This is a genomic window from Mesorhizobium atlanticum (assembly GCF_003289965.1).
GTDB lineage: Bacteria > Pseudomonadota > Alphaproteobacteria > Rhizobiales > Rhizobiaceae > Mesorhizobium > Mesorhizobium atlanticum.
The window spans coordinates 759,102-781,505 of record NZ_QMBQ01000001.1; the positions used below are offsets into that span (position 1 = coordinate 759,102).

The following is a 22,404-nucleotide window of genomic DNA, read 5'->3' on the forward strand; positions in this document are numbered from 1 at the left end:
CACTGGTCAATTTGATGGCACTCGCCAACCACAACAAACTGGGGAAAGGGCTCAGACCCATGAGCAAGAATTATCGCATTCTCGATCTGCTGCGGCGTGGCCGCACGCCACTCGAAAACCATCTCATTGACGGCCTGATCGACGGCCGCATCAGCCGCCGCGAATTCGTGCGCCATGGCAGCCTGCTCGGCCTGTCGCTGCCGCTGCTCGGCCGCATCGGCATGGCCGCCGGCTTCGGCGCCGCGCCCTCGCTCGCGCGCGCCGCAGGTGCTGCCGGCGGCACCATCCGCGTCGGCAGCAGCGTGCCGGCCGCGGCGATCGATCCCGTCACCATCGCCGATGCCGGCGGCCTTGTCGTTATGCAGCAAGTGGCCGAGTTCCTTTGCGTCGACGGTCCGGACCTGGTGCTGAAGCCGGCGCTGGCGGAAAGCTGGAAGCCGAATGCCGACGGCACGGTGTGGACCTTCACGCTGCGCAAGGGCGTCAAGTTCCACTCGGGCGGCGAGATGAAGGCCGACGACGTGGTGGCCAGCATCGACCGGCTCGCCGATCCGGCCAATTCGTCCAACGCGCTGTCGGTGTTCACCGGCATCCTGCAGAAGGGCAACACCAAGAAGGTCGACGATTACACCGTCGAATTCCATCTCGATGCGCCGAACGGCAACTTCCCCTACATGGTGTCGTCCGACAACTACAACGCCGTCATCATCCCGGCGAGCTACAAGGGCGGCTATGAGCAGAGCTTCGACGGCACCGGTCCGTTCAAGCTCGAGAAGTATACGCCCAAGGTCGGCGCCTCCTTCGTGCGCAACGACGACTACTGGGGCGATAAAGCCTTGCCCGATCGCACCGAGTTCACTTTCTTCACCGACATCCAGCCGCAGATCCTGGCGCTGCAGGGCGGCCAGATCGACATCATCAACCAGATGCCGGTGCTGGCCGGCGTCGGCCTGCTCAACGATCCGAATGTCGACATCATCAGCCTCAAGTCGGTGGCGCATCAGCAGTTGCACATGCAGTGCGATGCCGATCCGTTCAAGGATCCCCGCGTGCGCCGCGCGATCGCGCTCAGCATCGACCGCAAGAAGCTCGTCGCCGGCCTGATGAAGGGACGCGCCCAGGAGGGCAACGACAGCCCGTTCGCCAGCGTCTATCCGTCGACCGACCCGAGCGTGCCGCAGCGCGAGCAGGACATCGCGCAGGCCAAGCAGCTGATGGAGGCCGCCGGCGCCGGCAAGGGCTTCAAGGTGACGCTGACCACGGAGCGCTATCTGGAAATCCCGGAATACGCCCAGCTCATCCAGAACTGGGTCAAGGAGATCGGCATCGAGCTTGAGCTCAACATCCTCGACCAGGGCGCCTATTACGGCGACGCGGTGTTCGGCAAGTCGAACTGGCTGGATTCCGTGATGGGCATCACCGACTACGGCCATCGCGGCGTGCCGAACGTCTATCTCGCCGCGCCCTTGAAGAGCGACGGCACCTGGAACGCCGCGCATTTCAAGAACAAGGACTACGATCAGCTGGCGACCAGCTACATCGCGGCCCTCGACCTCGAGGCGCAGAAGGCCACCGCGGGCAAGATCCAGAAGCTGCTGCTCGAGGAAACGCCTGTGATCTTCGGCTATTTCTACGACTACCTGACGGCGACGGCGAAAGGCGTGACGGGTGTGCAGCCCACCGCCATGTCGCAGCTGTTCCTCGACAAGGCGTCGAAGGCCTGACGAGCGAACAAGCTTTTCCGTGACAGCCGGCTCTCCACGGAGAGCCGGCTCCAATAGGAGTATTCGCCATCCTCGTCTTCCTCGTCCGGCGCCTGGCTCTGTCGCTCGTCACGCTGTTTTTGCTCAGCGTCATGGTCTTCCTTGGCGGCCAGGTGCTGCCGGGCAATGTCGGGCGCGCCATATTGGGGCCGTTCGCGGATCAGCGCGCCGTCGACGCGCTCAACCACTCGCTCGGCGTCGACCGGCCACTGCTCGTCCAGTACGGCACCTGGATCTGGAACTTCCTCCATGGCGACATGGGCACGTCCTATATTTTCCGCGCGCCGGTCGCCCCCTTCGTCATCGATGCTTTGGGCAATTCGATGAAACTGGCGCTGGTTGCCTTCGTGCTTGTGGTGCCGATCGGCATCCTGGGCGGGGTCATCGCGGCGCTGAACCTCAACCGGCCGCTCGACCGCATCATCAGCCTCGGCGGCCTGTCGGTGACGGTGCTGCCGGAATTCGTCACCGGCATCATCCTGATCCTGATCTTCGGGGTGTGGCTGCGCTGGCTGCCGATCGCCGCCGCATGGCCGAAAGGCGCCGGCTTCTTCACCCAGCTCTACTATCTGATCCTGCCCTCGCTGCCGCTGTTTTTGGTGCTGTTCGGCTATATCGCGCGCATGGCGCGCTCCGGCATGATCGAGGCGCTCGATTCCGACTATACGCGCACGGCCGTGCTGAAAGGCCTGCCGTGGCGAACGGTGATCTGGCGGCATGTGCTGCGCAACGCGCTGCTGCCGACCATCACGGTGATCGCCACCCAGACCGGCTATCTCATCGGCGGCCTTGTCGTCATCGAAACTTTGTTCCGCTACCAGGGCATCGGCTCGCTGATCTTCACCGCCGCGCGCGGCAAGGATTTCCCGATGCTGGAGGCAGGCATCCTGACCATCGGCATCGTCTATGCGGTGGCGACCTTGGTCGCCGACTTCCTCTATTCCGTGCTCAATCCGCGCATCCGGCTGGGAAGAGAGCAATGAGCGCAACAGACACGCCCGCCAGCCTGCCGGCGCCCTCCGCGCCCGACGCTACACGGCGCAGCCCCTGGGGCGAGGTGCTGCATTCGCTCTCCAGGTCCGGCACCTTCCTGACCGGGCTTTTCATCCTGTTGTTTTGGGTCGTCTGCGCGCTGTTCGGCCAGCACTTCGTGCCCTACGATCCGCTGGAAAGCGACATCATCAACGCGCTCACACCGCCGGCGGCCGACCACTGGTTCGGCACCGACCAGCTCGGCCGCGACGTCTTCTCGCGCGTTATCGTCGGCTCGCGCGACATCCTGACAGTGGCGCCTTTGGCCACCATTCTGGCGACCATCGCCGGCACCGCGCTCGGCCTCGTCATCGGCTATTTCCGCGGCATCGTCGACGACATCGTCAGCCGCGTGCTGGAAGCCTTCATGGCGATCCCGGTGGTCATCATCGCACTGCTCGCCATCGTTGCGCTCGGCACCTCGAAGATCACCGTCATCGTTGTCATCGGCCTGAGCTTCGCGCCGATCATCGCGCGCACGGTGCGCTCGGCGGTGCTGGCCGAACGCGAGCTCGACTATGTCGCCGCGGCAAAGCTGCGGCATGAAGGCGCGCTGCACACGATGTTTGTCGAGATCCTGCCCAACGTCATCCCGCCGATCCTGGTCGAGACGACAGTGCGGCTGGGCTATGCCATTTTCGCGGTGGCCACGCTCTCATTCATGGGCTTCGGCATCCAGCCGCCCTCGCCCGACTGGGGCCTCTCGATCTCCTCCAATTACGGCATGATCGGCGGCGGCTTCTGGTGGACGGTGCTGTTCGATGCTTTGGCCATCGCCTCGCTGGTGATCGGCGTCAATTTGGTGGCCGACGGCGTGCATGGAGCGTTCAATGACTGAGCCCAGCCAAGCCGCCAACGCGCTGGAGCTGAAGGACCTTTCGGTCGCCTATCGTGTCGGCCGCCGCGACCGCGCGGTGCTGCGCAACGTCAACCTGACCATCAAGGCGGGCGAAGCCTACGGGCTGGTCGGCGAATCCGGCTGCGGCAAATCCACCGTCGCGCTTTCGGTGGTGCGCTACCTGCCGCGCAACGGCTCGATCACCGGCGGCTCGATCGCGCTCGACGGCAAGGATGTGATGAAGCTCGATAGCGAGGCGCTGCGGCGTGCCCGCGCAGACAGCGTGTCGATGGTCTACCAGGACCCCGGCAAGGCGCTCAACCCGTCGCTGCGCATCGGCCGCCAGCTGACCGAGATCTTCGAGCTTGCCGGCATCACCGGACAGGCAGCGGAAGACAAGGCGCTCGCCATGCTCAACCGGGTGCGCATCTCCGATCCGGCGAGCGTCATGCAGCGCTATCCGCACCAGCTCTCCGGCGGCATGCAGCAGCGCGTGGCGATCGCGATGGCCTTGGCCAACGACCCCTCGATGCTGATCCTCGACGAGCCGACGACCGGCCTCGATGCCACCGTCGAAGCCGAGGTGCTCGACCTGATCGGACAGTTGCGGCGCGAGCTGTCGGCCTCGATCCTGTTCATCAGCCACAACCTCGCCGTCGTCTCCAACATGTGCGACCGCGTCGGCGTGCTCTATGCCGGCATGCTGGTCGAGGAAGGCTCGACCAAGGACGTCTTCAACGATCCGCGCCATCCCTACACCGTGGCGCTGCTGCGTTGCCTGCCTCGCGGCGGCCAGCGTAAGGACCAGGGCCGGCTCGACACCATTCCCGGCTTCCTGCCCGGCATCGGCGCCAATATTGTCGGCTGCGCCTTCGCCGACCGTTGTGCGCTGGCCACCGAACGCTGCCGCGCCGAACCGCCGCCGCTCTACGACCTCGGCGGCGGGCGCTTGTCGCGCTGCCACTACCATGACAAGGCGCAGTCGCTGCCGCGCGCCACGCCCGCCGAGATCGCTGCCGTCCAGCCGAAGCAGGCGCCACCGGTGCTGCAGGTCGAAGGGCTGAACAAGACCTATGCCAGCCATGGCCGGCCGCTCAGGGCGGTGAAAGACGTCTCGGTCAGCCTGAGGCCGGGCGAGACGCTCGGGCTGGTCGGTGAATCCGGCAGCGGCAAGACGACCTTCGCGAGACTCCTGCTCGGCCTTGTCCCGCCCGACGACGGCGGTTCGATCGAGCTCGAAGGCAAGAAGCTGGCGCCGCGGCTTGCCAGCCGCTCGGAAGATCAGGTCAAGGCGGTGCAGATCGTCTTCCAGAATCCGGACTCGGCGCTCAACCGCTCGCATTCGATCCGGCACATCCTCAGCCGCGCCTTGAAGCGGCTGGGCGGGCTCAGCGGCAAGACGCTGGACACGCGGCTGGAAAAACTCGTGCGCTCGGTGCGGCTCACCGACCGGCATCTTGCGGTCAAGCCGCGCCAGCTGTCAGGCGGGCTGAAGCAGCGCGTGGCGATCGCGCGCGCCTTTGCCGGCGATCCGCGCATCGTCGTCTGCGACGAGCCGACCTCGGCGCTCGACGTCTCTGTGCAAGCGGCGATCCTCAACCTATTGGCCGACCTGCAGTCGAGGCAGGATGTCTCCTACATCTTCATCTCGCACGACCTCGGCGTGGTGCGCTATCTCTCCGACAAGATCGCCGTGCTCTATCTCGGCCGCATCATGGAGTTCGGGCCGTCGGAGGCGGTGTTCTCCGGTCCGCATCACCCCTACACCGAAGCCCTTCTGTCGGCGGTTCCAAAGCTCGATCGCACCGAGAGTTCGCGCATCCGGCTCGACGGCGAAATCCCGAGTGCGGCCAACCCGCCGACGGGCTGCGTCTTCCACACCAGATGCCCGCGCAAGATCGGTGCCATCTGCGAGACGCAGGAGCCGCAACTCACAGAGGCCCAGCCCGGCCACACCATCCGTTGCCACATTCCCTATGCGGAACTGGCCAGGCTGCAGGCACCCAGGATCACCGCAGCGGAACCGGCATAGCGGGCCGGGCGAATGGATATTCTTTCCGGTCAGGGGTGGCTTGCATCTGTGACGCTCGTCGCGTCACGCCTGCTGACCGGCCATTCTTGATTTCGCCGATCTGTGGTAATCTGGAGGGTGTGGTGATCCATCCAGACGAAGGTCGGATTGAATGGCTGCCGGGGGAGCAATCGCGTCTGCGATAGAAGCTTGCTACGACGCTGCTCTCGAATTTGACCGGTGGCCGGGAGCGCTTCAAAAGCTCGCGGATTCGCTGGGCGCAACAAGTTGCGCTCTACGCACCCACGACCAAGCGCACCCGTTTGGGTGCGATCAACGTCGCAAGTCCGTGCGGGCACCGGACTCTACGGAACACGCCGGGTTTACGGCTCTCTGGCACGAGAGGATCGGAAACGGACCCACTCCCCTTCTCGACAGGCCGCAGTTGCTCGCGAAGCCACCGGTCAGTTTCACCGTTGAGGACGAAATCACAACCGCGGAAGAACGAAGGGTCCTGCCGTACTACAACGAGATCGCTCGCCCCGGAAATCGGGAATGGTGGGCCTCCATCCGTGTCATGGTGAAGAACCGCAGTTGGTGCGTGCCGCTTTTCCGTGATGCCCCGAGGGGGCGCTTTTACCGCAGCGAGGCCGATCGTTTTTTGAGCGTGGCGCCGGACCTGAGACGGATCATAAGTGTGGCGGAGAAGGTTTGGGATGTTTCGCTCGGAACGAGCCTTGCCACACTGGACCACGTCAATTGCGCCGCCGCGCTGCTGGACTGCCATGGCTATGTCACGCGCGTGAACAAGCATGCGGATGCTCTGTTCGGCTGCGGCCTCGTGATCCGTCACGGCCACATCCACGCGATCGATCGGTCGAGCGATGCCCGTCTGCAAGGGCTGACGCGGGCCGCGGTTACGAGTTCGTCGGGTGGATCGCTTCGGGCTGAGCCAGTCGTGATCACCCGCAACGGATCACCCTGGCTTCTCGCAGAGTTCATGCCAATGACTTCATTCGCGCATGACCTGTTCAATGGCGGCGATGTGCTGCTCCATTTCACCGACCTCACGGCCGAACTGGCGCCAACCGAACAACTGCTCAGCCAGACTTTCCAGCTGACAGCTGCCGAAGCGCGGCTCGCCTCTGGCCTGGCGACTGGCAAAGGGATCGGCGCGGCAAGCACTGCATTGGCCATAGGCCGCGAAACCGCTCGCACGCAGCTCCGAGCCATCTTTGCGAAAACGGGAACATGCCGCCAGGCGGAACTTACGGCACTCTTGTTGCGCTTGCGCAAGCCTTCTTCACACTGAGGCGGCGCCATCCCCCAATCGGGTGAAGCGAGACACCGCGCGTAGTCCCAGCATCGCTCCATAGAAATCCAGCCAATGAGCGCGGAATGCGCGGAGGCGGTGCCAGATGGGAACGCGGTGCCTTTCGAATGTTTGGCATACTCCGGAGGCGACACGGCCGCGGTCGAGATTATGTCTAAAGATACTGGCCCTGCTCCTCGGCATCTTCAACCCGACCTCGGTGGGTGTTGGTCATGAAAGGCTCGCCGTCGATCTCGAACTGATCCTGGCTGTCGACGTCTCGCCATCGATGAGCCAGGCCGAGCAACGGATTCAACGCGACGGCTATGTCAGCGCATTCCGGCACTCCGATGTCACGCGAGCCATCGCATCGGGAGCACGCGGCAGGATTGCTGTCGCATATATCGAATGGGCCGGGCCGAAGCACCGACGCGTGGTCCTGCCGTGGACGATCATCGGCAGCGATGATGATGCAAAACGGTTCGCCGACGCCCTTGCAGCCCAGCCGATGGTCAGGGAAGCAGGAACATCGATTTCGGGCGGCCTCCAGGCGGCGCAGGATTTGTTTGCCCGCAACTGGGCCATTGGCGAACGCCGGGTGATCGATGTCTCCGGGAATGGCCCAAACAACGCCGGGCCGCCTGTCGCCCCGGTGAGAGACGAGTTGATAGCGTCGGGCATCACAATCAACGGACTGCCGGTGTCGCTACCACACGGGACTTCCGACAGCTTTGAGACGTTTAGCGAGGGCTATCTCAATTCCTACTATGAGCACTGCGTCATCGGCGGACCCGATGCATTCGTGATCGAGGTTGACGATCTCACTCTTTTTGCGGTCGCGATCCGCAGGAAGTTGGTTCGAGAGATCGCAAGCGTCCCGCCACGACCAAAGCTTGCATCCTATGCGCCGGCGCGCCTTGCGAACTTCGATTGTTTGACCACCGGAGAGGGTCGGTACCGGTAGCAATCCACGGCCTACACTCCCATGCTGAAGGCGCGATCATTCTCCGCGAAAGCCTGATCGCTGGACAGGTTCCTGGCGAGCGTGCGCAGGCCCGTGAGCGCAACGTCGAGCGCATCGGAAGAGGCAGGGTTCTCCGGATAGGCAAGGTAGATCGGCCGCTGGAACACCGGCGTATCTTCGACGCGCTTCAGCTCGCCGCGCTCGATATGCGTGCTCACCGCGCTGAGCGGCAGATAAGCGGCCGCCTTCTGCGACAGCACATGCTGCAAGCCGATGAACACCAGCCCGGCCGAGATCGCCGGCTTCACCATGCTGGCAAAGGCGCGGTCGTGCTCGATACGGAACTCCAGCCCCCAATCCATCAGTATGTAGTTGTCGGTCCACGATCCGGGCTGCTCGGCGTGCTGGACAAGAACCACCTGATCGACGGCAAATGTCTCATAGACGATGCCCGGATGCGGCCTGGGCAGATAGAGGATGCAGATGTCGAGCAGGCCTTCGGCGACCTGGTCGACCGCAAGGTCCGGGAAGCTGCCTTCCAGACGCAGCGCTACGTTCGGCCGCTTCGCGCGCATCCAGTCGATCCAGGGCGAGGTGATGCTGTCCCAGAGATAGGCAGGCGCGGTCAGCCTGAGCAGCGTCTCATAGCCATCGGGAACGGCAATGTCCTGGCGCGACTGCTCCCAGGTGCGGGTGATCGTCGAGGCATGCGGCAGAAACTGCCGGCCGGCCGGCGTCAGCGTAACGCCGTCGCTGTCGCGGACGAAGAGCTTGCGGCCCAGTTGTTCCTCCAGGCTGCGAATGCGCGCGCTGACAGTCGACTGCGCGAGGTTCAGCCGATGCGCGGCGACGGTGAAGCTGCCATGCGCGGCGACTTCCAGGAAACTGCGCAGATTTTCGGTGTCCATGGCTCTCGCCTTTCAGTGGCGGCAATCGAAAATTCCGATGGCTCCGATCAAAAAATATCGCTTTCCGGTCGCGGTCAACAGTGGCCTAAATGCCAAGCCCCCGCGACAGACAAGGAATGCAGCCATGCCCAAGCATTTCAGGACGATCGACGCCGCACGCAAAACCCTCGGCGCAATCGAAAATTCCGCTATCGACGAATTGCTCGCCGGCAGGATCGGCCGGCGTGAATTCCTGCGCCATGGCAGCGTGTTCGGCCTGTCGCTGCCCTTCCTCGGTGGCATCGCTACGGCGGTTGGCCTCGGCGCTCCGCAGGCGCGCGCCGAGGGCAAGCCGGGCGGCACGGTGCGCGCCGGCATCGCCGTGCCCGGCGGCGCCATCGACCCGGTCACCTTCTATGACAGCGGCAGCTACCAGCTCGCCTTCCAGACGTCGGAGTTCCTGTGCGTGACGCAGCCCGACCTGACGCTGAAGCCGGTGCTGGCCGAAAGCTGGTCGCCCAATGCCGATGGCAGCGTGTGGACCTTCAAGCTGCGCAAGGGCGTGAAATTCCACAATGGCGGGGACTTCAAGGCCGACGACGTCGTGGCGACCTTCGACCGTCTTGCCGATCCGAACGGCGCCTCCAACGCGCTGTCGGTGTTCAAGGGCCTGCTGTCGAAAGGCGGCACGCGCAAGGTCGACGACCACACCGTCGAGTTCCATCTCGACGCGCCGAACGGCAGCTTCCCCTATTCGGTGTCGATCGACAATTACAACGCCGTCATCCTGCCGGCGAGCTACAAGGGCGATTACGAAAAGACCTTCGAAGGCACCGGTCCGTTCCGGCTCGAAAGCTATACGCCCAAGGTCGGCGCCAGCTTCGTGCGCAATCCCGACTATTGGGGCGAGAAGGCCCTGCCCGACCGGCTCGAGTTCAAGTTCTATGGCGATGTGCAGCCGCGGATCCTCGCGCTGCAGGCCGGCGAGGTCGACGTGCTCGACGCCATCCCGCTCGACGTCAGCCAGGTGGTGCTGGGCAACCCCGACATCCAGGTGCTGCGCGTGGCATCCACCGCGCATCGCCAGCTGCATATGCGCTGCGACATGGCGCCCTTCACCGACAAGCGCGTGCGCCAGGCGCTGGCCTTGTGCATCGACCGTTCCAAGCTGGTCGATGGGCTCTGCCGCGGCATGGCCGCGACCGGCAATGATAGCCCCTTCGCGCCGGCCTTCCCGGTCACCGACAAATCGGTGGCGCAGCGCACGCAGGACATCGCCAAGGCCAAGCAGCTGATGGAAGCGGCCGGCCTTGGCGGCGGCTTCGACATGACGCTGACCACGCTGCGCTATTCCGACATTCCGGGCTATGCGCAGCTGTTCCAGAACTTCGCCAAGGAGATCGGCGCGCGCATCTCGCTCAACATCGAGGACCAGGACAAGTATTACGGAAAGGCGGTGTTCGGCCAGTCGGACTGGCTGGACAGCCCGCTCGGCATCACCGATTACGCGCATCGCAGCGTGCCGAACGTCTTCCTGAAAAGCCCGCTGGTCAGCGATGGCCCGTGGAATGCGGCGCATTTCAAGAACGCGACCTATGACGGGCTGGTCACCGGCTACCTCAAGGCGCTCGACCTCGATGCGCAGCGCAAGGCCGCCTCCGATATCCAGAAGCTGCTGCTCGATGAAACGCCGGTGATCTTCAGCTATTTCCCGGACCTTCTGGTGCCCGTGCGCAAGACTGTCAGCGGCGTGCCGCCGATCGCCGCCGGCCTGCTGCTCGATCGCGTATCGGTGGCGTCATGACCATGGTTGCGCGAAAGAATCCGGTCGCAAACGACGAGAAGAGGACGAATACTATTCGCAAGCCCCATCTGCGCGGCCGCGGGCCGCATTTCCCGATCCTCGACAGCATCGTGCAGTACGAGTTCGAACCGGGCTATGTCGCCTTCACCATGCCCTCGCCCAAACGGATCAGGGTGCAGGTCGGGCCGATGATCGTCGCCGACACCACCAAGGCGCTGGTGTTCCAGGAGAGCGACCACCTGCCGGTCTACTACTTCCCGATGAGCGACGTGCGCGAGGAGTTCCTGCTGCCGAGCCGCACGACGACGGAAGACCCGTTCAAGGGCGTCGCCACGCATTACTCGCTCAACACCGGCATCACGTTGGTCGAGGACGGCGCATGGCGCTATCTCGACCCCGTCAAGGGCTGCCCGCCGATCCAGGACTACATCTCCTTCTACTGGCCGAAGATGACACACTGGTATGAGGAGGACGAAGAGATCTTCGTGCACGCCCGCGACCCGTTCCGCCGCGTCGACTGCCTGCCTTCGTCGCGGCGCGTGCAGGTGATCCTCGACGGCGAGCAGGTGGCCGATTCACGGCGCGGCGTGTTCCTGTTCGAGACTGGACATCCGGTGCGTCACTATCTGCCGATCTCGGACACCAGGCTCGATATGCTGTCGCCCAGCCGCTACATCTCGCGCTGCCCCTATAAGGGCATCTCCAACTACTATCATGTGACGACGCCGAAGAAGCGGCACGAAAACCTCGTCTGGTACTATCCCGAGCCGGTGCACGAGGCCGAACGCATCAAGGGCCTGGTTTGCTTCCACCACGAGCTGGTCGACAAGATCCTGGTCGACGGGGTGGAGATCCCGAAGGAAGCGACGGCGGCGTCGGACGGATATTTCTGAGCGTCGATACGTCCGGCCCGGCCAGATCAGGCAGCTTGATCGAGATGCTGTTCAGCGCATACCTTCCCGCAATCAGGGAGGGTGCGATGGATCTTTTCAAACTGGACGGCGGCGTGGCGCTGGTGACAGGGGCCGGCAGCGGCATTGGTCAGGCGATCGCGATCGGACTTGCGGAGGCAGGCGCCGACGTCGCCTGCTTCGGTCATGCGTCCAACGGCGGCCTTGACGAAACCGCCCACAGAATCATGGCACTTGGCCGCAAAGCGTTGGCGCTGACTGGCACCGTGACCTCCGAGACCGACCTGACGACGGCGATCGGTCGCATCGAAGCCGAACTCGGCGGGCTGACCGTCGCCGTCAACAATGCCGGCATAGCCGGCTCCGAAGCGGCCGAGACCATGGCACTGGAAAAATGGCGCAAGGTGCATGAAGTCAATGTCGCTGGCGTGTTTCTGTCCTGTCAGGCTGAGGCGCGCGTCATGCTCCCTCGGCGCGCGGGCTCCATCATCAACATCGCCTCGATGTCGGGCACCATCGTCAACCGCGGGCTGACGCAGGCGCATTACAATTCCTCCAAAGCCGCCGTCATCCACCTGTCGAAGAGCCTCGCCATGGAGTGGGCGGACCGCGGCCTGCGCGTCAATGTCGTCAGCCCGGGCTACACGCTGACGCCGATGAACAAGCGGCCCGAGGTGGCTGAGGAAATAAAGATCTTCAAGCGCGACACGCCGATGGGGCGCATGGCGGCGCCGGAGGAAATGGTCGGACCGACCGTATTCCTGGCCAGTCGCGCTTCCAGCTTCGTGACCGGCCTCGACCTGATCGTCGATGGCGGCTACGTGTGCTGGTAGACTGGTGGGGTGTCCCGTGAGACTCCCCACCCTTGCCGGCTTAACGAATGTGGGCGGAGGCGCGCCGTCCTACTCTGCCGCGACGCCCTTCACCTCGAGATAGCTCTCCATGGAATCGTCCAGCGCCTGCAGCCACGGCGTGTGGTGCAGCGGCGCCATGGTGCCGGTCATCAGCGAGCGATAGGCATTGTCGCGGAAGGTCATGATGTTTTCCATCTTGTGGTGCTCCCACTCCATGAAGGTGTGGTTGACCGCCTCGACGTCGAAGCCCGGATAATCGGTCTGGTCCATCAGCTCCTTGGTATAGTCGCCCTGGAACCAGATCATCTGCTCGGCATCCTCCAGCGTCTCTTCGCGCGCCTGCCACTTGGCGCTGTGCTCGGCCATCGCCTCGGCCGAGGGCAGCTTGATGCGGCCCATGATGATGTCGCGCGCGTACCAGGCCTGGGCGTCGAACATGTTGAAGGTATAGAACTGGTCCTGCATGCCGATGTAGAACAGTTTCGGGTTCTTCTCCCAGACGACGCCCTCATAGAGATCGAGCGGCCACATGCGATTGGCGGTCTTGAGCTTGAGATCGTCGGTCAGGAAGGGGAAGGAATGCAGGTAGCCGGTGCACAGGATGATGGCGTCGACATCCTTGGTGGTGCCGTCCTTGAAATGCGCCGTCTTGCCGACGACCTTCTGCAGCAGCGGCACCTCCTTCCAGTTCTCCGGCCATTTGAAGCCCATCGGCTTGGAACGGTAGCTGGAGGTGATCGATTTGGCGCCGTATTTGTAGCATTGCGAACCGATGTCCTCGGCCGAATACGAGCGGCCGATGATCAGAATGTCCTTACCTTTGAATTCCATGGCATCGCGGAAGTCGTGGCTGTGCAGGATGCGGCCGTTGAAGGTTGAAAAGCCCTCGAAATACGGCACGTTCGGCACGGAGAAATGGCCGGAGGCGACGACGACATTGTCGAACTCTTCCGAGTAGGTGATGTCGTTGGTGCGGTCATGCGCGGTGACGGTGAATTTCTTCGTCTCGTCGGAGTAGGTGACCATGCGCACCGGCGTGTTGAAGCGCACCCATTTGCGCACCCCGGATTTCTCGACCCGGCCCTTGATGTAGTCCCACAAAACGGCGCGCGGAGGATAAGACGCGATCGGCCGGCCGAAATGCTCCTCGAAGGTGTAGTCGGCGAATTCGAGGCATTCCTTCGGGCCGTTCGACCACAGATAGCGGTACATCGAGCCGTGCACCGGATCACCATGTTCGTCGAGGCCGGTGCGCCAGGTGTAGTTCCACAGCCCGCCCCAGTCGCTCTGCTTTTCGAAGCAGACGATTTCCGGGATTTCGGCGCCCTTGTCGGCGGCCGATTTGAAGGCCCTCAACTGCGCCAGCCCCGACGGTCCGGCACCGATGACGGCAACACGAGATTTCATTGCGGGCCTCCTTTTTGATTTCGACTTTTTTCTCGACGCAATTCCGGGCGGAAAACCGTTCGACACTTTTCCTGGAATTGCTCCCACGAAACAAATTTCACTCACAGTGACAGTAATTCGCTCTTCGGTGCTGTCAACAAGCATCTGCGGCAACGGCGTTTGCGTGAAACGGTTTTTGTGCGCAAAGGCGGCGGCGGGCTCCACGCGGGCGAAGTGCTGCCGCGATATACAGCGGCCTGCCGTGGCGGTTGCGCTTCCGTATCGCCACCGCATATGTTCACCTTGAGTGAAATAAATCCGCGGATTCGAGGGCGACATGGCAAACAAGACCTCTGACACAAAGCCCGCCGCTGCGGCCGCCAAGGGCAAGGTGCCGCCAAAACGCGTTTCGGCGGACGGGCGCACGATCCGCACGCCGCTGACGCAGAACCCGCACGCCATCCGCGACACGCGCGAGAAGGTGCTGGAAGTGGCGATCGGCCATGAGGTGCGGGCGTTTCGCAAGAAGCTCGGCATCACCGTCGCCGATCTCGCCGCCGCCACCGACATCTCGCTCGGCATGCTGTCGAAGATCGAAAACGGCATCACCTCGCCGTCGCTGACGACGCTGCAGGCGCTGTCGCGGGCGCTGGGCGTTCCGGTGACCGCCTTCTTCCGCCGTTTTGAGGAAGAGCACAGCGCCGTCTTCGTCAAGGCGGGCGAAGGCGTCGATGTCGAGCGGCGCGGCACGCGCGCCGGCCACCAGTACAATCTGCTCGGCCATATCGGCGCCAACACCAGCGGCGTCGTGGTCGAGCCCTACCTCATCACGCTGACCGAGAATTCTGACGTGTTCCCGACGTTCCAGCATGCGGGCATGGAGTTCCTCTACATGCTCGAAGGCGAGGTCGTGTACCGGCACGGCAACAACCTCTATCCGATGAAGCCGGGCGACAGCCTGTTCTTCGACGCCGACGCGCCGCACGGACCGGAAGAGCTGACGCAGCTGCCGATGCGGTATCTGTCGATCATCTGCTATCCGCAGAACAGCGCGGGGTGAGCACCTGGTTCCTCGCCCCACGATAGTGGGGAGAGGAACCCAAGTCCTCAGTCCGGCCCAAACCCCGGGCTGGTCGAGCTGACGTCATCGAGCTTGGACAGCCATTCCACCAGCGTCGGCCGGTAGCGCGTCAAACCCTTGTAGGTGGCGAGGTCTTCCGGCAGGTCGCGGATGACGCGGTGCAGGCGGCGCGCCCATTTCGGCTGGGTGACCAGCTCGTCCATCTTGATCAGGTAGCAGCGGATCGGGAAGACGATGGCGTTGGAGCGCGGCAGCCGCCAGAAGCTTTGCAATTCGACCCGCAGATGCACCTTCTGGCCGACATTTTCGGGCGTGACCGTGGCGCGATCCGGACCCCATTTGTGATAATTCTCCGGGCTGGTGTCGAGGCGCGGATTGATGGTCATCGTCCAGTTGAGGCGCCTGGCCGGCTTGCCCTGCTGGATGTTGGTGAGGAATTTCAGCGCGCGGGTGAAGATGCCCTTCTCATGCGCCAGCGGCACCGGCGCATGCCATTCGAAGAAGTTCATGCCGATGTCGAAATCGAGCGACCAGTCGGCCTGGGTGGTGACCATGCCGGCATCCATCCACAGATTGCCGTCGCGCTGGTCGAGGATGCAGAAATCACCCTGGCTCTGGCGGGTGATGTATTCCATCGGCCCATAAGGCAGCGTCGAGGTGTCGCCGAAGGTGAAAGTATCGTCGATGCCGAGCGGCCGGTTGATCCAGCGCCAGCGGTCGCCGTTGCGCTCCAACGTGAAATGCTCGGGATAGCCGAGCGCCTGCTGCTCCATCAAAAGCTCGAGCAGGTCCCAACCCGCCAGCGTCATATGCGGCAGCGACTGGCAGCGCAGCGGATCCTCGGCCAGCACCAAGGCGCGGTCCTGCATCTCGGCCACATAGTGCTCGTCGACGTCGATCAGGTTTTCAAGCACCGAACCTTTCGGGCCGACGACATGCGGCTCGATGTTGACCGCATACATGTAGGCGTCTTCGTTGAACGGGAACGGAAAGCGCCTGATATGCTCGGGGCTGTTCCTGAAGGTGTAGTCGTCGCGAAAGGTTTCCTTGCGAAAGGTTATGCCCATTGACGCCTCCTATCTTTCCAGGACCAGCGACTTGCCCTCGAAGCGCGAGACGCAAGGCATGATCTTGCAGCCGGAACGGTGGTCTTCCTCGCTCAGCCAGTGATCGTTGTGAATGAACTTGCCGTCCGAGGAAATGACATTGGTCTCGCATTGGCCGCAGACCCCGCCACGGCAAAGATAGGGCGGGTCGACGCCCGCCGCTTCCATGGCTTCCAGCAGGCTCTGCTGTTCGTCGACGCGGATCGTCTTGCCGCTGACGGCCAAGGTCACGTCGAAGGGCGCGCCGGGCTGGGGTGCGGCGAAATGCTCGAAATGCACGGTCTCCGGCGGCCAGCCGAGCGCCGCGGCGCGGTCGCGCACCCAGTTGATCATGCCGGCCGGGCCGCAGACATAGAGATGCGTGCCGAGTGGCTGCGAGGACAGGAGCCGGTCAAGATCGATGCGCTCCTCGCGGTCGTCGTGATAGAGCTTGACCCGGTTGCCGTAACGCTGCTGCAAGACATCGGCATAGGTGCCGAGCGAAGCGGTGCGGCAGGTGTAATGCAGCTCGAAATTGCCGCCGGCGCCCGCCAGTTGCGACGTCTGCGCCATGAACGGCGTGATGCCGATGCCGCCGGCCAGCATCAGGTGTTTCTTGGCTCTGAGATCGAGCGAGAACAGGTTGACCGGATAGCTGATCACCATCTCCAGGCCGGGCTTGACCTGTCGGTGCATGAACAGCGAGCCGCCGCGACCGACATCGTCGCGACGCACCGAGATCGTGTATTCGCGCGTGTCGAGCGGCGAGCCCATCAGCGAATAGGGATTGAGCCTGGTGCGGTCGCCGTCGCGCATCTCGACCACGACATGGGCGCCGCCGGAAAAGGTCGGCAGCAGCTCGCCATCGCGGCGGCGGAAGTGGAAGCGCGTGACCAGTTCGTTGACGGGAACGACGTCGCTGACAACGACATCGAGCTTGGTGGTGCCGGTGCTCATGGGAAGGCCTCCTCCATCGGAGGAATCTCGGAGCGATCCTCGGCGTTGATGCATACGCCCTGGAAGGCGGCGAGGCGCCTTGAATAGTGATCGCGCACCAGAAGCAGCAGGCCGCAATGCGAGCAGAGCGCCGGCTGCGTCGTGACGTTCTCGGTGATGCCCTTGCAGTGCACGCATTGCATGCGGCGCGCCAGCGAGCCGCGATGCTCGGTCTGCATGGAAGTGTGGTCGATGCCGGCTTCGAGCGCCACCTGCATGGCCTGGCCGATCAGGCCCTCGGTGCCGGCAAGATAGAGCCGCAGGCCCATATGGGCGTTGGTCAGCGTCTGCCTCAGCCGGGGCAAGAGGCTGGCGAAGGACGGCGCGATATGGAGTTGCGCCGGCTTCAGCGCCTCAAGCGCGGCGATATGCTTGCCCTCGGGACCCGGAATGAAGACAATCTCGGCACCGTCGAAAAAGCCAGGCGGCGCCTTGCCGCCCATGTCCGTGATCGCGAGCGCGCCTTCGGCATCGGCGATGAAGAGGTGATGCTTGCCGGGCTGTGGAGACAGTATCCCGTAAATGGGCCGGCTGATGATCGTCTTGGCTGCCATTCTACCTTAGATCAGTTGGAGCATGATCTTTTCCGAAAACCGGTTCCCACTTTTCGGGATCATGCTCTGGTGCCTTAAAACCCCTCCCCGCTGATGATGCCTCAACCCTTGGCGGTGCGCTTGGTCTTCTTCGGATCGTCGAACGGCAGCGGCTGCGCTGTCGCTTTGATCGAACCGCTCCTGTTGCGGATCTCGAGCTTGGTGTCCTTGACCGCGCAGTCGACGTCGAGACGGGCGATGCCCATCGATTTCTCGACCAGCGGCGAATACATGGCGCAGGTCACCACGCCAACCTTTTTGCCGTCGCGATAGACCGGCGCGCCTTCGTCCGCCGGTTCCTTGCCGTCGAGCAGCACGCCATAGATCTTGAAGCGTTCCTTGCCCTTCAGCCGGTAGTGTTCCTCGGCGCCGCGGAAGCCGGTCTTGCCGGGGCTGACGGTGAAGTCGAGGCCGAGCTCCCACAGCGTGTCGCCAGGGCCTTCGTTCTCGAACGGATATTTCTGCGAATTGTCGTAGGGGTAGAAGAGCAGGTAGCTCTCGACGCGCAACATGTCGAGTGTGGTGAAGCGGCACGGGATGATGCCGGCGCTCTTGCCCTCGTCGAGGATGCGGTCCCAGATCGTGCCGGCGTCCTGGCCGCGGCAGAAGATCTCGTAGCCGCGCTCGCCGGTGTAGCCGGTGCGCGAGATCATGACGGGCAAGCCGAAGAGCTGCGTCTGCATGTGATGGAAGTAGTTAAGGTCGCGGATGCCCGGCACATGCTTGGCGAGATAGTCGACCGCGGTCGGCCCCTGCAGCGACAGGTCATGCAGATTGTCGTCGAAGCGCAGCGACACATCGCGACCCATCGCCGCCCGCTGCAATTCCTCATGGCCGGTGCCGGAGCCATGCACCACCATCCACGAGTTCGGGCTGATGCGGTAGAGGATGCAGTCGTCGGTGAATTTGCCGGCCTCGTTCAGCATGCAGGCATAGGCCGACTTGCCGGGATAGATCTTTTCCACGTCGCGCGTGGTGGCGAGGTCGATCAGATGCGAGGCGTGCGGCCCGGTGATGTGGACCTTCTTCAGGCCGGAGACATCCATCAGCCCGGCCTTGGTGCGGATGGCGATATATTCCTCGTTGGGATCCTTGTCGTAGGTCCAGGCGGTGCCCATGCCGCTCCAGTCCTCGAGCTTCGAGCCGAGCGCGCGATGGCGATCCGCCAGGGTCGAGAATCTCCAGGATGCCGTCATCCGATCGTCCTCCGTGCAATTTAGGTCGCTTAAGCGGTTGCTGTTCCCTGCTCCTGCTTGGTGGCGGAGCTTGCCCGAATATTGACCGCAAACGGCGGAGCCCCGCAATCCCCTTAAAGCAAAAAATTTCATTGTCAGGCAAATTTCTTGCCCGGGGACAAATGGCTTACGGAGCGTAATTCCGGCTTGACAATTTCAAAGATCGGTCGGAATTTATGAAAAAAATTTCACTCTCTAGAAAGAGTGGACGCCCGGTCGATTTCGGGGCTGGACGTCGCCAGAAGGGGAAAAACCGATGTCCGACCTGCAGCAGCGCATCGAAGCGCTGTACCGTTCCGACGTGCGCGGATCCGTGCTCCTGATCGTTTGCCTGTGGGCGACGATCCTCTTCGTCCTCCTGATGACCTGGGCCTACATCCCCGACAGCGGGATCAAGCTCGTGGTGGTGATCGCGGCTGCCGCGGTGCTGATCTTCAACACCGCCGCGATCCTGGCCATGCTCAACCACTACAAGGAGGACAAGGATTTCATCTACGGGCTCGACATCAAGAACGCCGACGCGGCCCGCAACCGTCAATCCTGAGGGAGAAACCATGGCCCGCTATACCCCGCCGCAGCAAAGCAAGGCTGGACAGATCTTCGACATCGCGGTCGTGGTGGTCGCAATTTTCGTGGCACTCTGGCTGCCGCTGAAGCTCGGTCTTGCCGGGGCGGCGAAGTCGATCGACCCACTCGACGCCAAGACCTGGGACGCGCTCGGCCAGAACGCGACCATGGCCTCGGTCTGGGAGAAGCTGGGGTACACGCCGGAGACCGCGCATGACATCATCCAGAACCGTTTCCACTACATCATCGACTGGCCGACGCTGATAATCATGGCGATCGTGCTGGTCGCCTATTTCGTCTTCCTGTTCCGGGCCTCCGACAAGGAATATCGCGAGGTCATCAACGAGAAGTTCGACGACAAATAGATCTTCGACGACGACAAAGAGTCCGGGGAAAACATCATGTGGATGGGACTGTCTTATGTTTGCTGGGGCATCTCGGCCGTGCTTGCGCTGTGGATGCTCTACGACTGGTTCAAGGTCGACACGACCTATTCCGAGGACATGCTGACCTCCTCGCGCGAAGGCGAGCTCGAGGCCGTTTCCGAAAAGCACCGGATCTGAGTGGGGAACTGACATGACGGCTGCGGTTGAAACGGCACAAACCACGACAATCCATGGCGACAGGGTCTCGCTGCTTCGGGTGCTCGGCCCCGCCCATGTCTGGGCGCTCGGTGTCGGCATCGTGCTGGTCGGCGAGTTCACCGGCTGGAACTTCGCGGCCGACAAGGGCGGCGCATTGGCCGCGCTGATCGTCTGCTGGATCGTCGGCCTGCTCTACACCTCGGTCGCCATGATCGACTCGGAGGTGACGTCCACGGTCGCCGCCGCCGGCGGCCAATACGCGCAGGCCAAGCACATTGTCGGGCCGCTGATGGCGTTCAACGTCGCGCTGTTCCTGGTCTTTGCCTACACCATGCTCGAAGTGTCGGACGCGATCCTGCTCGGCGACACGATCGTCGCCAAGGCAGGCGTCGAGGGGCTGACGCATAACTCCTTCATCGCCGCCACCATCGTGGTGCTCGCCTGGCTCAACTATCGCGGCGTGCTGATGACGCTCAACGTCAACTTCGTCATCACCGCAATCGCCTATATCTCGATCGTCATCCTGTTCTTCTCGGTCAGCCCGTGGACGCAAGGCGCGGTGCTGAAGCTCAACGAGCTGGTCACTCCCGGCAACGCGCTTCCCTATGGCTGGATCGGCGTGATCGCCGCCTTCCAGTTCGGCATCTGGTATTATCTCGGCATCGAAGGCACGACCCAGGCCGCCGAGGAAGTGCGCTCGCCGGCGCGCTCCCTGCCCTACGGCACCATGGCGGGCATGATCACGCTGCTGATCGCGGCCGCCATGACCTGGTATGTCTGCGCCTCGCTGATGCCCTGGGAATATCTTGGCATCACCTATTATCCGCTGTGGGACGCCGGCAAATTGACGGGCAGCCCGCTGCTGGAAAACCTGCTTTTCATCGCGACGCTGCTGTCGGCGCTCGCCTCGGCCAATGGCTGCATCAACGACGCGGCGCGCGCCTGGTTCTCGCTCGGCCGCGACCGCTATCTGCCGAGCTGGTTCTCGGCGGTGCATCCGAAATACCGCACGCCTTACCGTTCGATCCTGTTCCTGCTGCCGATCGCGCTGGCCTTCGCCTTCATCGCCGACCTCAACCAAGCGATCACCTTCTCGATCCTGTCGGGCGTGCTGCAATACACCTTCATGAGCATCAACATCATGATGTTCCGCAAGAAATGGCCGCTGGGCACGATCCGCCGCGGCTACACGCACCCCTTCCATCCGCTGCCGGCGATCGTGCTGTTCTGCCTGTGCATGGTGACGTTCTTCGCCATCTTCCTCGGCTTCGGCTCGCAGCTGATCGCGATGACGGTGTTCTATTTCCTGATCTCGCTCTGGTTCCACTTTTACCGGTACAAATTCGTGCGGCGCGGCGATCAGTTCTCCATGCCGTGGCCGAAGCCGCAGGGTTATTGAGTGGAGTGAAGGCCCGCCTGTCGACGGCGGGCCGTGGCGTGTCGAAATGTCGGAACTGACGTCAGTATTGCTTGCCGGGGCGATCGCATTGGCCGTCGTCGCGCATATTGCGTGGCTCGCGCGCGCCAGCCGCAACAGGGCGAAGGCGGCCTTGGCCGCCGATTTGACAAATGTTCGCAGTGTCGTTCCCGATGCCGACGACATTTCCGACGGCACGGCCGGCGTCGTCACCTGGGCAGGGTCTTGGAGCGGTCAGCGAGTCCAAGTGCGCACTATCGTCGACACCCTGGCGACACGAAAGCTGCCGACGCGCTGGCTCAGCGTCTCGATCACCGAGCCGGTCGCGGTGCCGGGTGTGTTCGACATGATGATGCGGCCGAATTCGGCGACGACATTTTCCAATTTCGACCATCTGCCGCACACGCTGCCGAAGGTGCTCGGCTTTCCCGCCGAAGCGGTGCTCAAGACGGATCGCAGAGGCGTCGCCTTTCCGCAGGATCTGATCGCCGCGCATACAGAGGTTTTTGCCGAGGGGCGCGCCAAGGAATTGCTGATCACGCCGAAGGGCGTGCGCATCGTCTGGCTGCTGGCCGAGGCCGAGCGAGCTCGCTACGGCGTGTTCCGGCAGGCCGCCTTCGGCGATGCCGGGATCGATCCGGCCTTGATCGAACGGTTGCTCGAGGCGGCCTCGACACTTCGCCAAGCCATCAACCGGCGCGAAAGGCAGGCGGCATGAGCGACGGAACCGCCAACCCTGCACCCGTGAATCCCTATCTCGTGCTCGGCGCCGCGATCGTCTTGCCGGCAAGCGGCCACGTCATGCTCGGCGTGCCGGCGCGCGGCCTGCAGTTCCTGTTCTTCATGGTGATCCTTGGCTGGATAACGACCAAGCTGGCGCCGGCCGACGCCGGCTTCATCGGCCGCCATGCCGGGGGCTTCCTGATCTACGCCTTCTCGATCCTCGACGCCTATAGGATCGCCCGCATCCGCCACGCGATCTGGGTTCACAAGCCGCGCCCGGACGGCGATAGTGCCGAGGGCAATGCGCCGTCCAACATGTAACCACAGGAAAAATTCTTTCATACCAATTGAATTCGGCTTA

The 22,404-nt window shown here is 63.2% G+C and carries 22 protein-coding genes; 16 read left to right on the forward strand and 6 right to left on the reverse strand.

From position 1 onward, the window contains the following. Positions 1–59 precede the first annotated feature (59 nt). From DPM35_RS04000 to DPM35_RS04025, 6 genes are all read left to right on the forward strand, one after another. Positions 60–1,724, forward strand: a complete 1,665-nt coding sequence (locus tag DPM35_RS04000) for an ABC transporter substrate-binding protein (protein ID WP_112125990.1) — start codon at positions 60–62, stop codon at positions 1,722–1,724. 68 nt (positions 1,725–1,792) lie between these two features. After that, the gene (locus tag DPM35_RS04005) at positions 1,793–2,746 is read left to right on the forward strand and encodes an ABC transporter permease (RefSeq protein WP_112125991.1); all 954 of its coding nucleotides are present in this window, start codon (positions 1,793–1,795) and stop codon (positions 2,744–2,746) included. Beyond that, positions 2,743–3,633 (forward strand): ABC transporter permease, encoded by an 891-nt coding sequence (locus DPM35_RS04010; protein ID WP_112125992.1) that lies wholly within the window; start codon positions 2,743–2,745, stop codon positions 3,631–3,633. Before DPM35_RS04005 ends, DPM35_RS04010 begins: the two co-directional genes overlap by 4 nt. Beyond that, entirely contained in the window at positions 3,626–5,665 is a 2,040-nt protein-coding gene (locus DPM35_RS04015) for an ABC transporter ATP-binding protein (RefSeq protein ID WP_112125993.1), read from the forward strand. Before DPM35_RS04010 ends, DPM35_RS04015 begins: the two co-directional genes overlap by 8 nt. A 424-nt stretch (positions 5,666–6,089) precedes the next feature. Continuing rightward, complete coding sequence (locus tag DPM35_RS04020) at positions 6,090–6,956, forward strand: helix-turn-helix transcriptional regulator (protein WP_146767915.1); 867 nt, start codon at positions 6,090–6,092, stop codon at positions 6,954–6,956. A 106-nt stretch (positions 6,957–7,062) separates the two neighbouring features. Beyond that, positions 7,063–7,920, forward strand: coding sequence for a DUF1194 domain-containing protein (locus DPM35_RS04025; RefSeq protein ID WP_112125995.1), 858 nt, complete (start codon positions 7,063–7,065; stop codon positions 7,918–7,920). An 11-nt stretch (positions 7,921–7,931) separates the two neighbouring features. Here the strand turns inward: DPM35_RS04025 and DPM35_RS04030 are convergent, their stop codons facing one another. Further along, entirely contained in the window at positions 7,932–8,828 is an 897-nt protein-coding gene (locus tag DPM35_RS04030; RefSeq protein ID WP_112125996.1) for a LysR family transcriptional regulator, read from the reverse strand. A 124-nt stretch (positions 8,829–8,952) separates the two neighbouring features. On the opposite strand from DPM35_RS04030, the gene DPM35_RS04035 reads away from it, so the two are divergent. From DPM35_RS04035 to DPM35_RS04045, 3 genes are all read left to right on the forward strand, one after another. Beyond that, on the forward strand, positions 8,953–10,611 hold the full coding sequence (locus tag DPM35_RS04035; RefSeq protein ID WP_112126238.1) for an ABC transporter substrate-binding protein: 1,659 nt from the start codon (positions 8,953–8,955) through the stop codon (positions 10,609–10,611). 2 nt (positions 10,612–10,613) lie between these two features. After that, the gene (locus DPM35_RS04040) at positions 10,614–11,504 is read left to right on the forward strand and encodes a DUF427 domain-containing protein (protein WP_112126239.1); all 891 of its coding nucleotides are present in this window, start codon (positions 10,614–10,616) and stop codon (positions 11,502–11,504) included. Positions 11,505–11,590: 86 nt separating this feature from the next. Then, positions 11,591–12,355, forward strand: a complete 765-nt coding sequence (locus tag DPM35_RS04045) for an SDR family oxidoreductase (protein ID WP_112125997.1) — start codon at positions 11,591–11,593, stop codon at positions 12,353–12,355. Between the two features lie 69 nt (positions 12,356–12,424). Here DPM35_RS04045 and DPM35_RS04050 read toward each other — a convergent pair whose 3' ends face one another. Beyond that, positions 12,425–13,783 carry an NAD(P)-binding domain-containing protein gene (locus tag DPM35_RS04050; RefSeq protein WP_112125998.1) on the reverse strand — a complete coding sequence of 453 codons (1,359 nt, stop codon included), beginning with the start codon at positions 13,781–13,783 and terminating at the stop codon, positions 12,425–12,427. 316 nt (positions 13,784–14,099) lie between these two features. Between DPM35_RS04050 and DPM35_RS04055 the strand changes: the two genes are divergently transcribed. Then, positions 14,100–14,822, forward strand: coding sequence for a helix-turn-helix domain-containing protein (locus tag DPM35_RS04055; protein WP_112125999.1), 723 nt, complete (start codon positions 14,100–14,102; stop codon positions 14,820–14,822). Positions 14,823–14,869: 47 nt separating this feature from the next. Here DPM35_RS04055 and DPM35_RS04060 read toward each other — a convergent pair whose 3' ends face one another. The 4 genes from DPM35_RS04060 to DPM35_RS04075 form a co-directional block, all read right to left on the reverse strand. After that, positions 14,870–15,910, reverse strand: coding sequence for a heme-dependent oxidative N-demethylase family protein (locus DPM35_RS04060; RefSeq protein ID WP_112126000.1), 1,041 nt, complete (start codon positions 15,908–15,910; stop codon positions 14,870–14,872). A 9-nt stretch (positions 15,911–15,919) separates the two neighbouring features. Next, on the reverse strand, positions 15,920–16,885 hold the full coding sequence (locus DPM35_RS04065) for a PDR/VanB family oxidoreductase (RefSeq protein WP_112126001.1): 966 nt from the start codon (positions 16,883–16,885) through the stop codon (positions 15,920–15,922). Beyond that, positions 16,882–17,478, reverse strand: a complete 597-nt coding sequence (locus DPM35_RS04070; protein ID WP_112126002.1) for a dimethylamine monooxygenase subunit DmmA family protein — start codon at positions 17,476–17,478, stop codon at positions 16,882–16,884. Before DPM35_RS04070 ends, DPM35_RS04065 begins: the two co-directional genes overlap by 4 nt. Positions 17,479–17,579: 101 nt before the next feature. Beyond that, positions 17,580–18,713, reverse strand: a complete 1,134-nt coding sequence (locus tag DPM35_RS04075) for an aminomethyl transferase family protein (protein WP_112126003.1) — start codon at positions 18,711–18,713, stop codon at positions 17,580–17,582. 295 nt (positions 18,714–19,008) lie between these two features. Between DPM35_RS04075 and DPM35_RS04080 the strand changes: the two genes are divergently transcribed. From DPM35_RS04080 to DPM35_RS04105, 6 genes are read left to right on the forward strand one after another with little or no spacing between them, the layout of a single operon-like run. Beyond that, entirely contained in the window at positions 19,009–19,296 is a 288-nt protein-coding gene (locus tag DPM35_RS04080; protein WP_112126004.1) for a hypothetical protein, read from the forward strand. A gap of 10 nt (positions 19,297–19,306) precedes the next feature. Next, a complete protein-coding gene (locus tag DPM35_RS04085; protein ID WP_112126005.1) occupies positions 19,307–19,684 on the forward strand; it encodes a hypothetical protein in 378 nt (125 codons plus the stop codon). Positions 19,685–19,720: 36 nt separating this feature from the next. Then, positions 19,721–19,882 (forward strand): hypothetical protein, encoded by a 162-nt coding sequence (locus DPM35_RS04090; protein ID WP_112126006.1) that lies wholly within the window; start codon positions 19,721–19,723, stop codon positions 19,880–19,882. A 13-nt stretch (positions 19,883–19,895) separates the two neighbouring features. Continuing rightward, positions 19,896–21,302: an APC family permease gene (locus tag DPM35_RS04095; protein ID WP_112126007.1), complete on the forward strand. Its 1,407-nt coding sequence runs from the start codon at positions 19,896–19,898 to the stop codon at positions 21,300–21,302. A 46-nt stretch (positions 21,303–21,348) separates the two neighbouring features. After that, a complete protein-coding gene (locus DPM35_RS04100) occupies positions 21,349–22,038 on the forward strand; it encodes a hypothetical protein (protein ID WP_181591910.1) in 690 nt (229 codons plus the stop codon). Beyond that, positions 22,035–22,364 carry a hypothetical protein gene (locus tag DPM35_RS04105; protein ID WP_112126008.1) on the forward strand — a complete coding sequence of 110 codons (330 nt, stop codon included), beginning with the start codon at positions 22,035–22,037 and terminating at the stop codon, positions 22,362–22,364. Before DPM35_RS04100 ends, DPM35_RS04105 begins: the two co-directional genes overlap by 4 nt. Positions 22,365–22,404: the final 40 nt, after the last annotated feature.

Excerpts from the sequence above, each read along its gene's own strand:
- DPM35_RS04000 (WP_112125990.1), top strand. The coding sequence starts at position 60 with ATGAGCAAGAATTATCGCATTCTCGATCTGCTGCGGCGTGGCCGCACG.
- DPM35_RS04010 (WP_112125992.1), top strand. The coding sequence starts at position 2,743 with ATGAGCGCAACAGACACGCCCGCCAGCCTGCCGGCGCCCTCCGCGCCC.
- DPM35_RS04015 (WP_112125993.1), top strand. The coding sequence starts at position 3,626 with ATGACTGAGCCCAGCCAAGCCGCCAACGCGCTGGAGCTGAAGGACCTT.
- DPM35_RS04025 (WP_112125995.1), top strand. The coding sequence starts at position 7,063 with ATGGGAACGCGGTGCCTTTCGAATGTTTGGCATACTCCGGAGGCGACA.
- DPM35_RS04030 (WP_112125996.1), bottom strand. The coding sequence starts at position 8,828 with ATGGACACCGAAAATCTGCGCAGTTTCCTGGAAGTCGCCGCGCATGGC.
- DPM35_RS04035 (WP_112126238.1), top strand. The coding sequence starts at position 8,953 with ATGCCCAAGCATTTCAGGACGATCGACGCCGCACGCAAAACCCTCGGC.
- DPM35_RS04040 (WP_112126239.1), top strand. The coding sequence starts at position 10,614 with ATGGTTGCGCGAAAGAATCCGGTCGCAAACGACGAGAAGAGGACGAAT.
- DPM35_RS04045 (WP_112125997.1), top strand. The coding sequence starts at position 11,591 with ATGGATCTTTTCAAACTGGACGGCGGCGTGGCGCTGGTGACAGGGGCC.
- DPM35_RS04050 (WP_112125998.1), bottom strand. The coding sequence starts at position 13,783 with ATGAAATCTCGTGTTGCCGTCATCGGTGCCGGACCGTCGGGGCTGGCG.
- DPM35_RS04055 (WP_112125999.1), top strand. The coding sequence starts at position 14,100 with ATGGCAAACAAGACCTCTGACACAAAGCCCGCCGCTGCGGCCGCCAAG.
- DPM35_RS04060 (WP_112126000.1), bottom strand. The coding sequence starts at position 15,910 with ATGGGCATAACCTTTCGCAAGGAAACCTTTCGCGACGACTACACCTTC.
- DPM35_RS04065 (WP_112126001.1), bottom strand. The coding sequence starts at position 16,885 with ATGAGCACCGGCACCACCAAGCTCGATGTCGTTGTCAGCGACGTCGTT.
- DPM35_RS04070 (WP_112126002.1), bottom strand. The coding sequence starts at position 17,478 with ATGGCAGCCAAGACGATCATCAGCCGGCCCATTTACGGGATACTGTCT.
- DPM35_RS04075 (WP_112126003.1), bottom strand. The coding sequence starts at position 18,713 with ATGACGGCATCCTGGAGATTCTCGACCCTGGCGGATCGCCATCGCGCG.
- DPM35_RS04080 (WP_112126004.1), top strand. The coding sequence starts at position 19,009 with ATGTCCGACCTGCAGCAGCGCATCGAAGCGCTGTACCGTTCCGACGTG.
- DPM35_RS04085 (WP_112126005.1), top strand. The coding sequence starts at position 19,307 with ATGGCCCGCTATACCCCGCCGCAGCAAAGCAAGGCTGGACAGATCTTC.
- DPM35_RS04090 (WP_112126006.1), top strand. The coding sequence starts at position 19,721 with ATGTGGATGGGACTGTCTTATGTTTGCTGGGGCATCTCGGCCGTGCTT.
- DPM35_RS04095 (WP_112126007.1), top strand. The coding sequence starts at position 19,896 with ATGACGGCTGCGGTTGAAACGGCACAAACCACGACAATCCATGGCGAC.
- DPM35_RS04100 (WP_181591910.1), top strand. The coding sequence starts at position 21,349 with ATGTCGGAACTGACGTCAGTATTGCTTGCCGGGGCGATCGCATTGGCC.
- DPM35_RS04105 (WP_112126008.1), top strand. The coding sequence starts at position 22,035 with ATGAGCGACGGAACCGCCAACCCTGCACCCGTGAATCCCTATCTCGTG.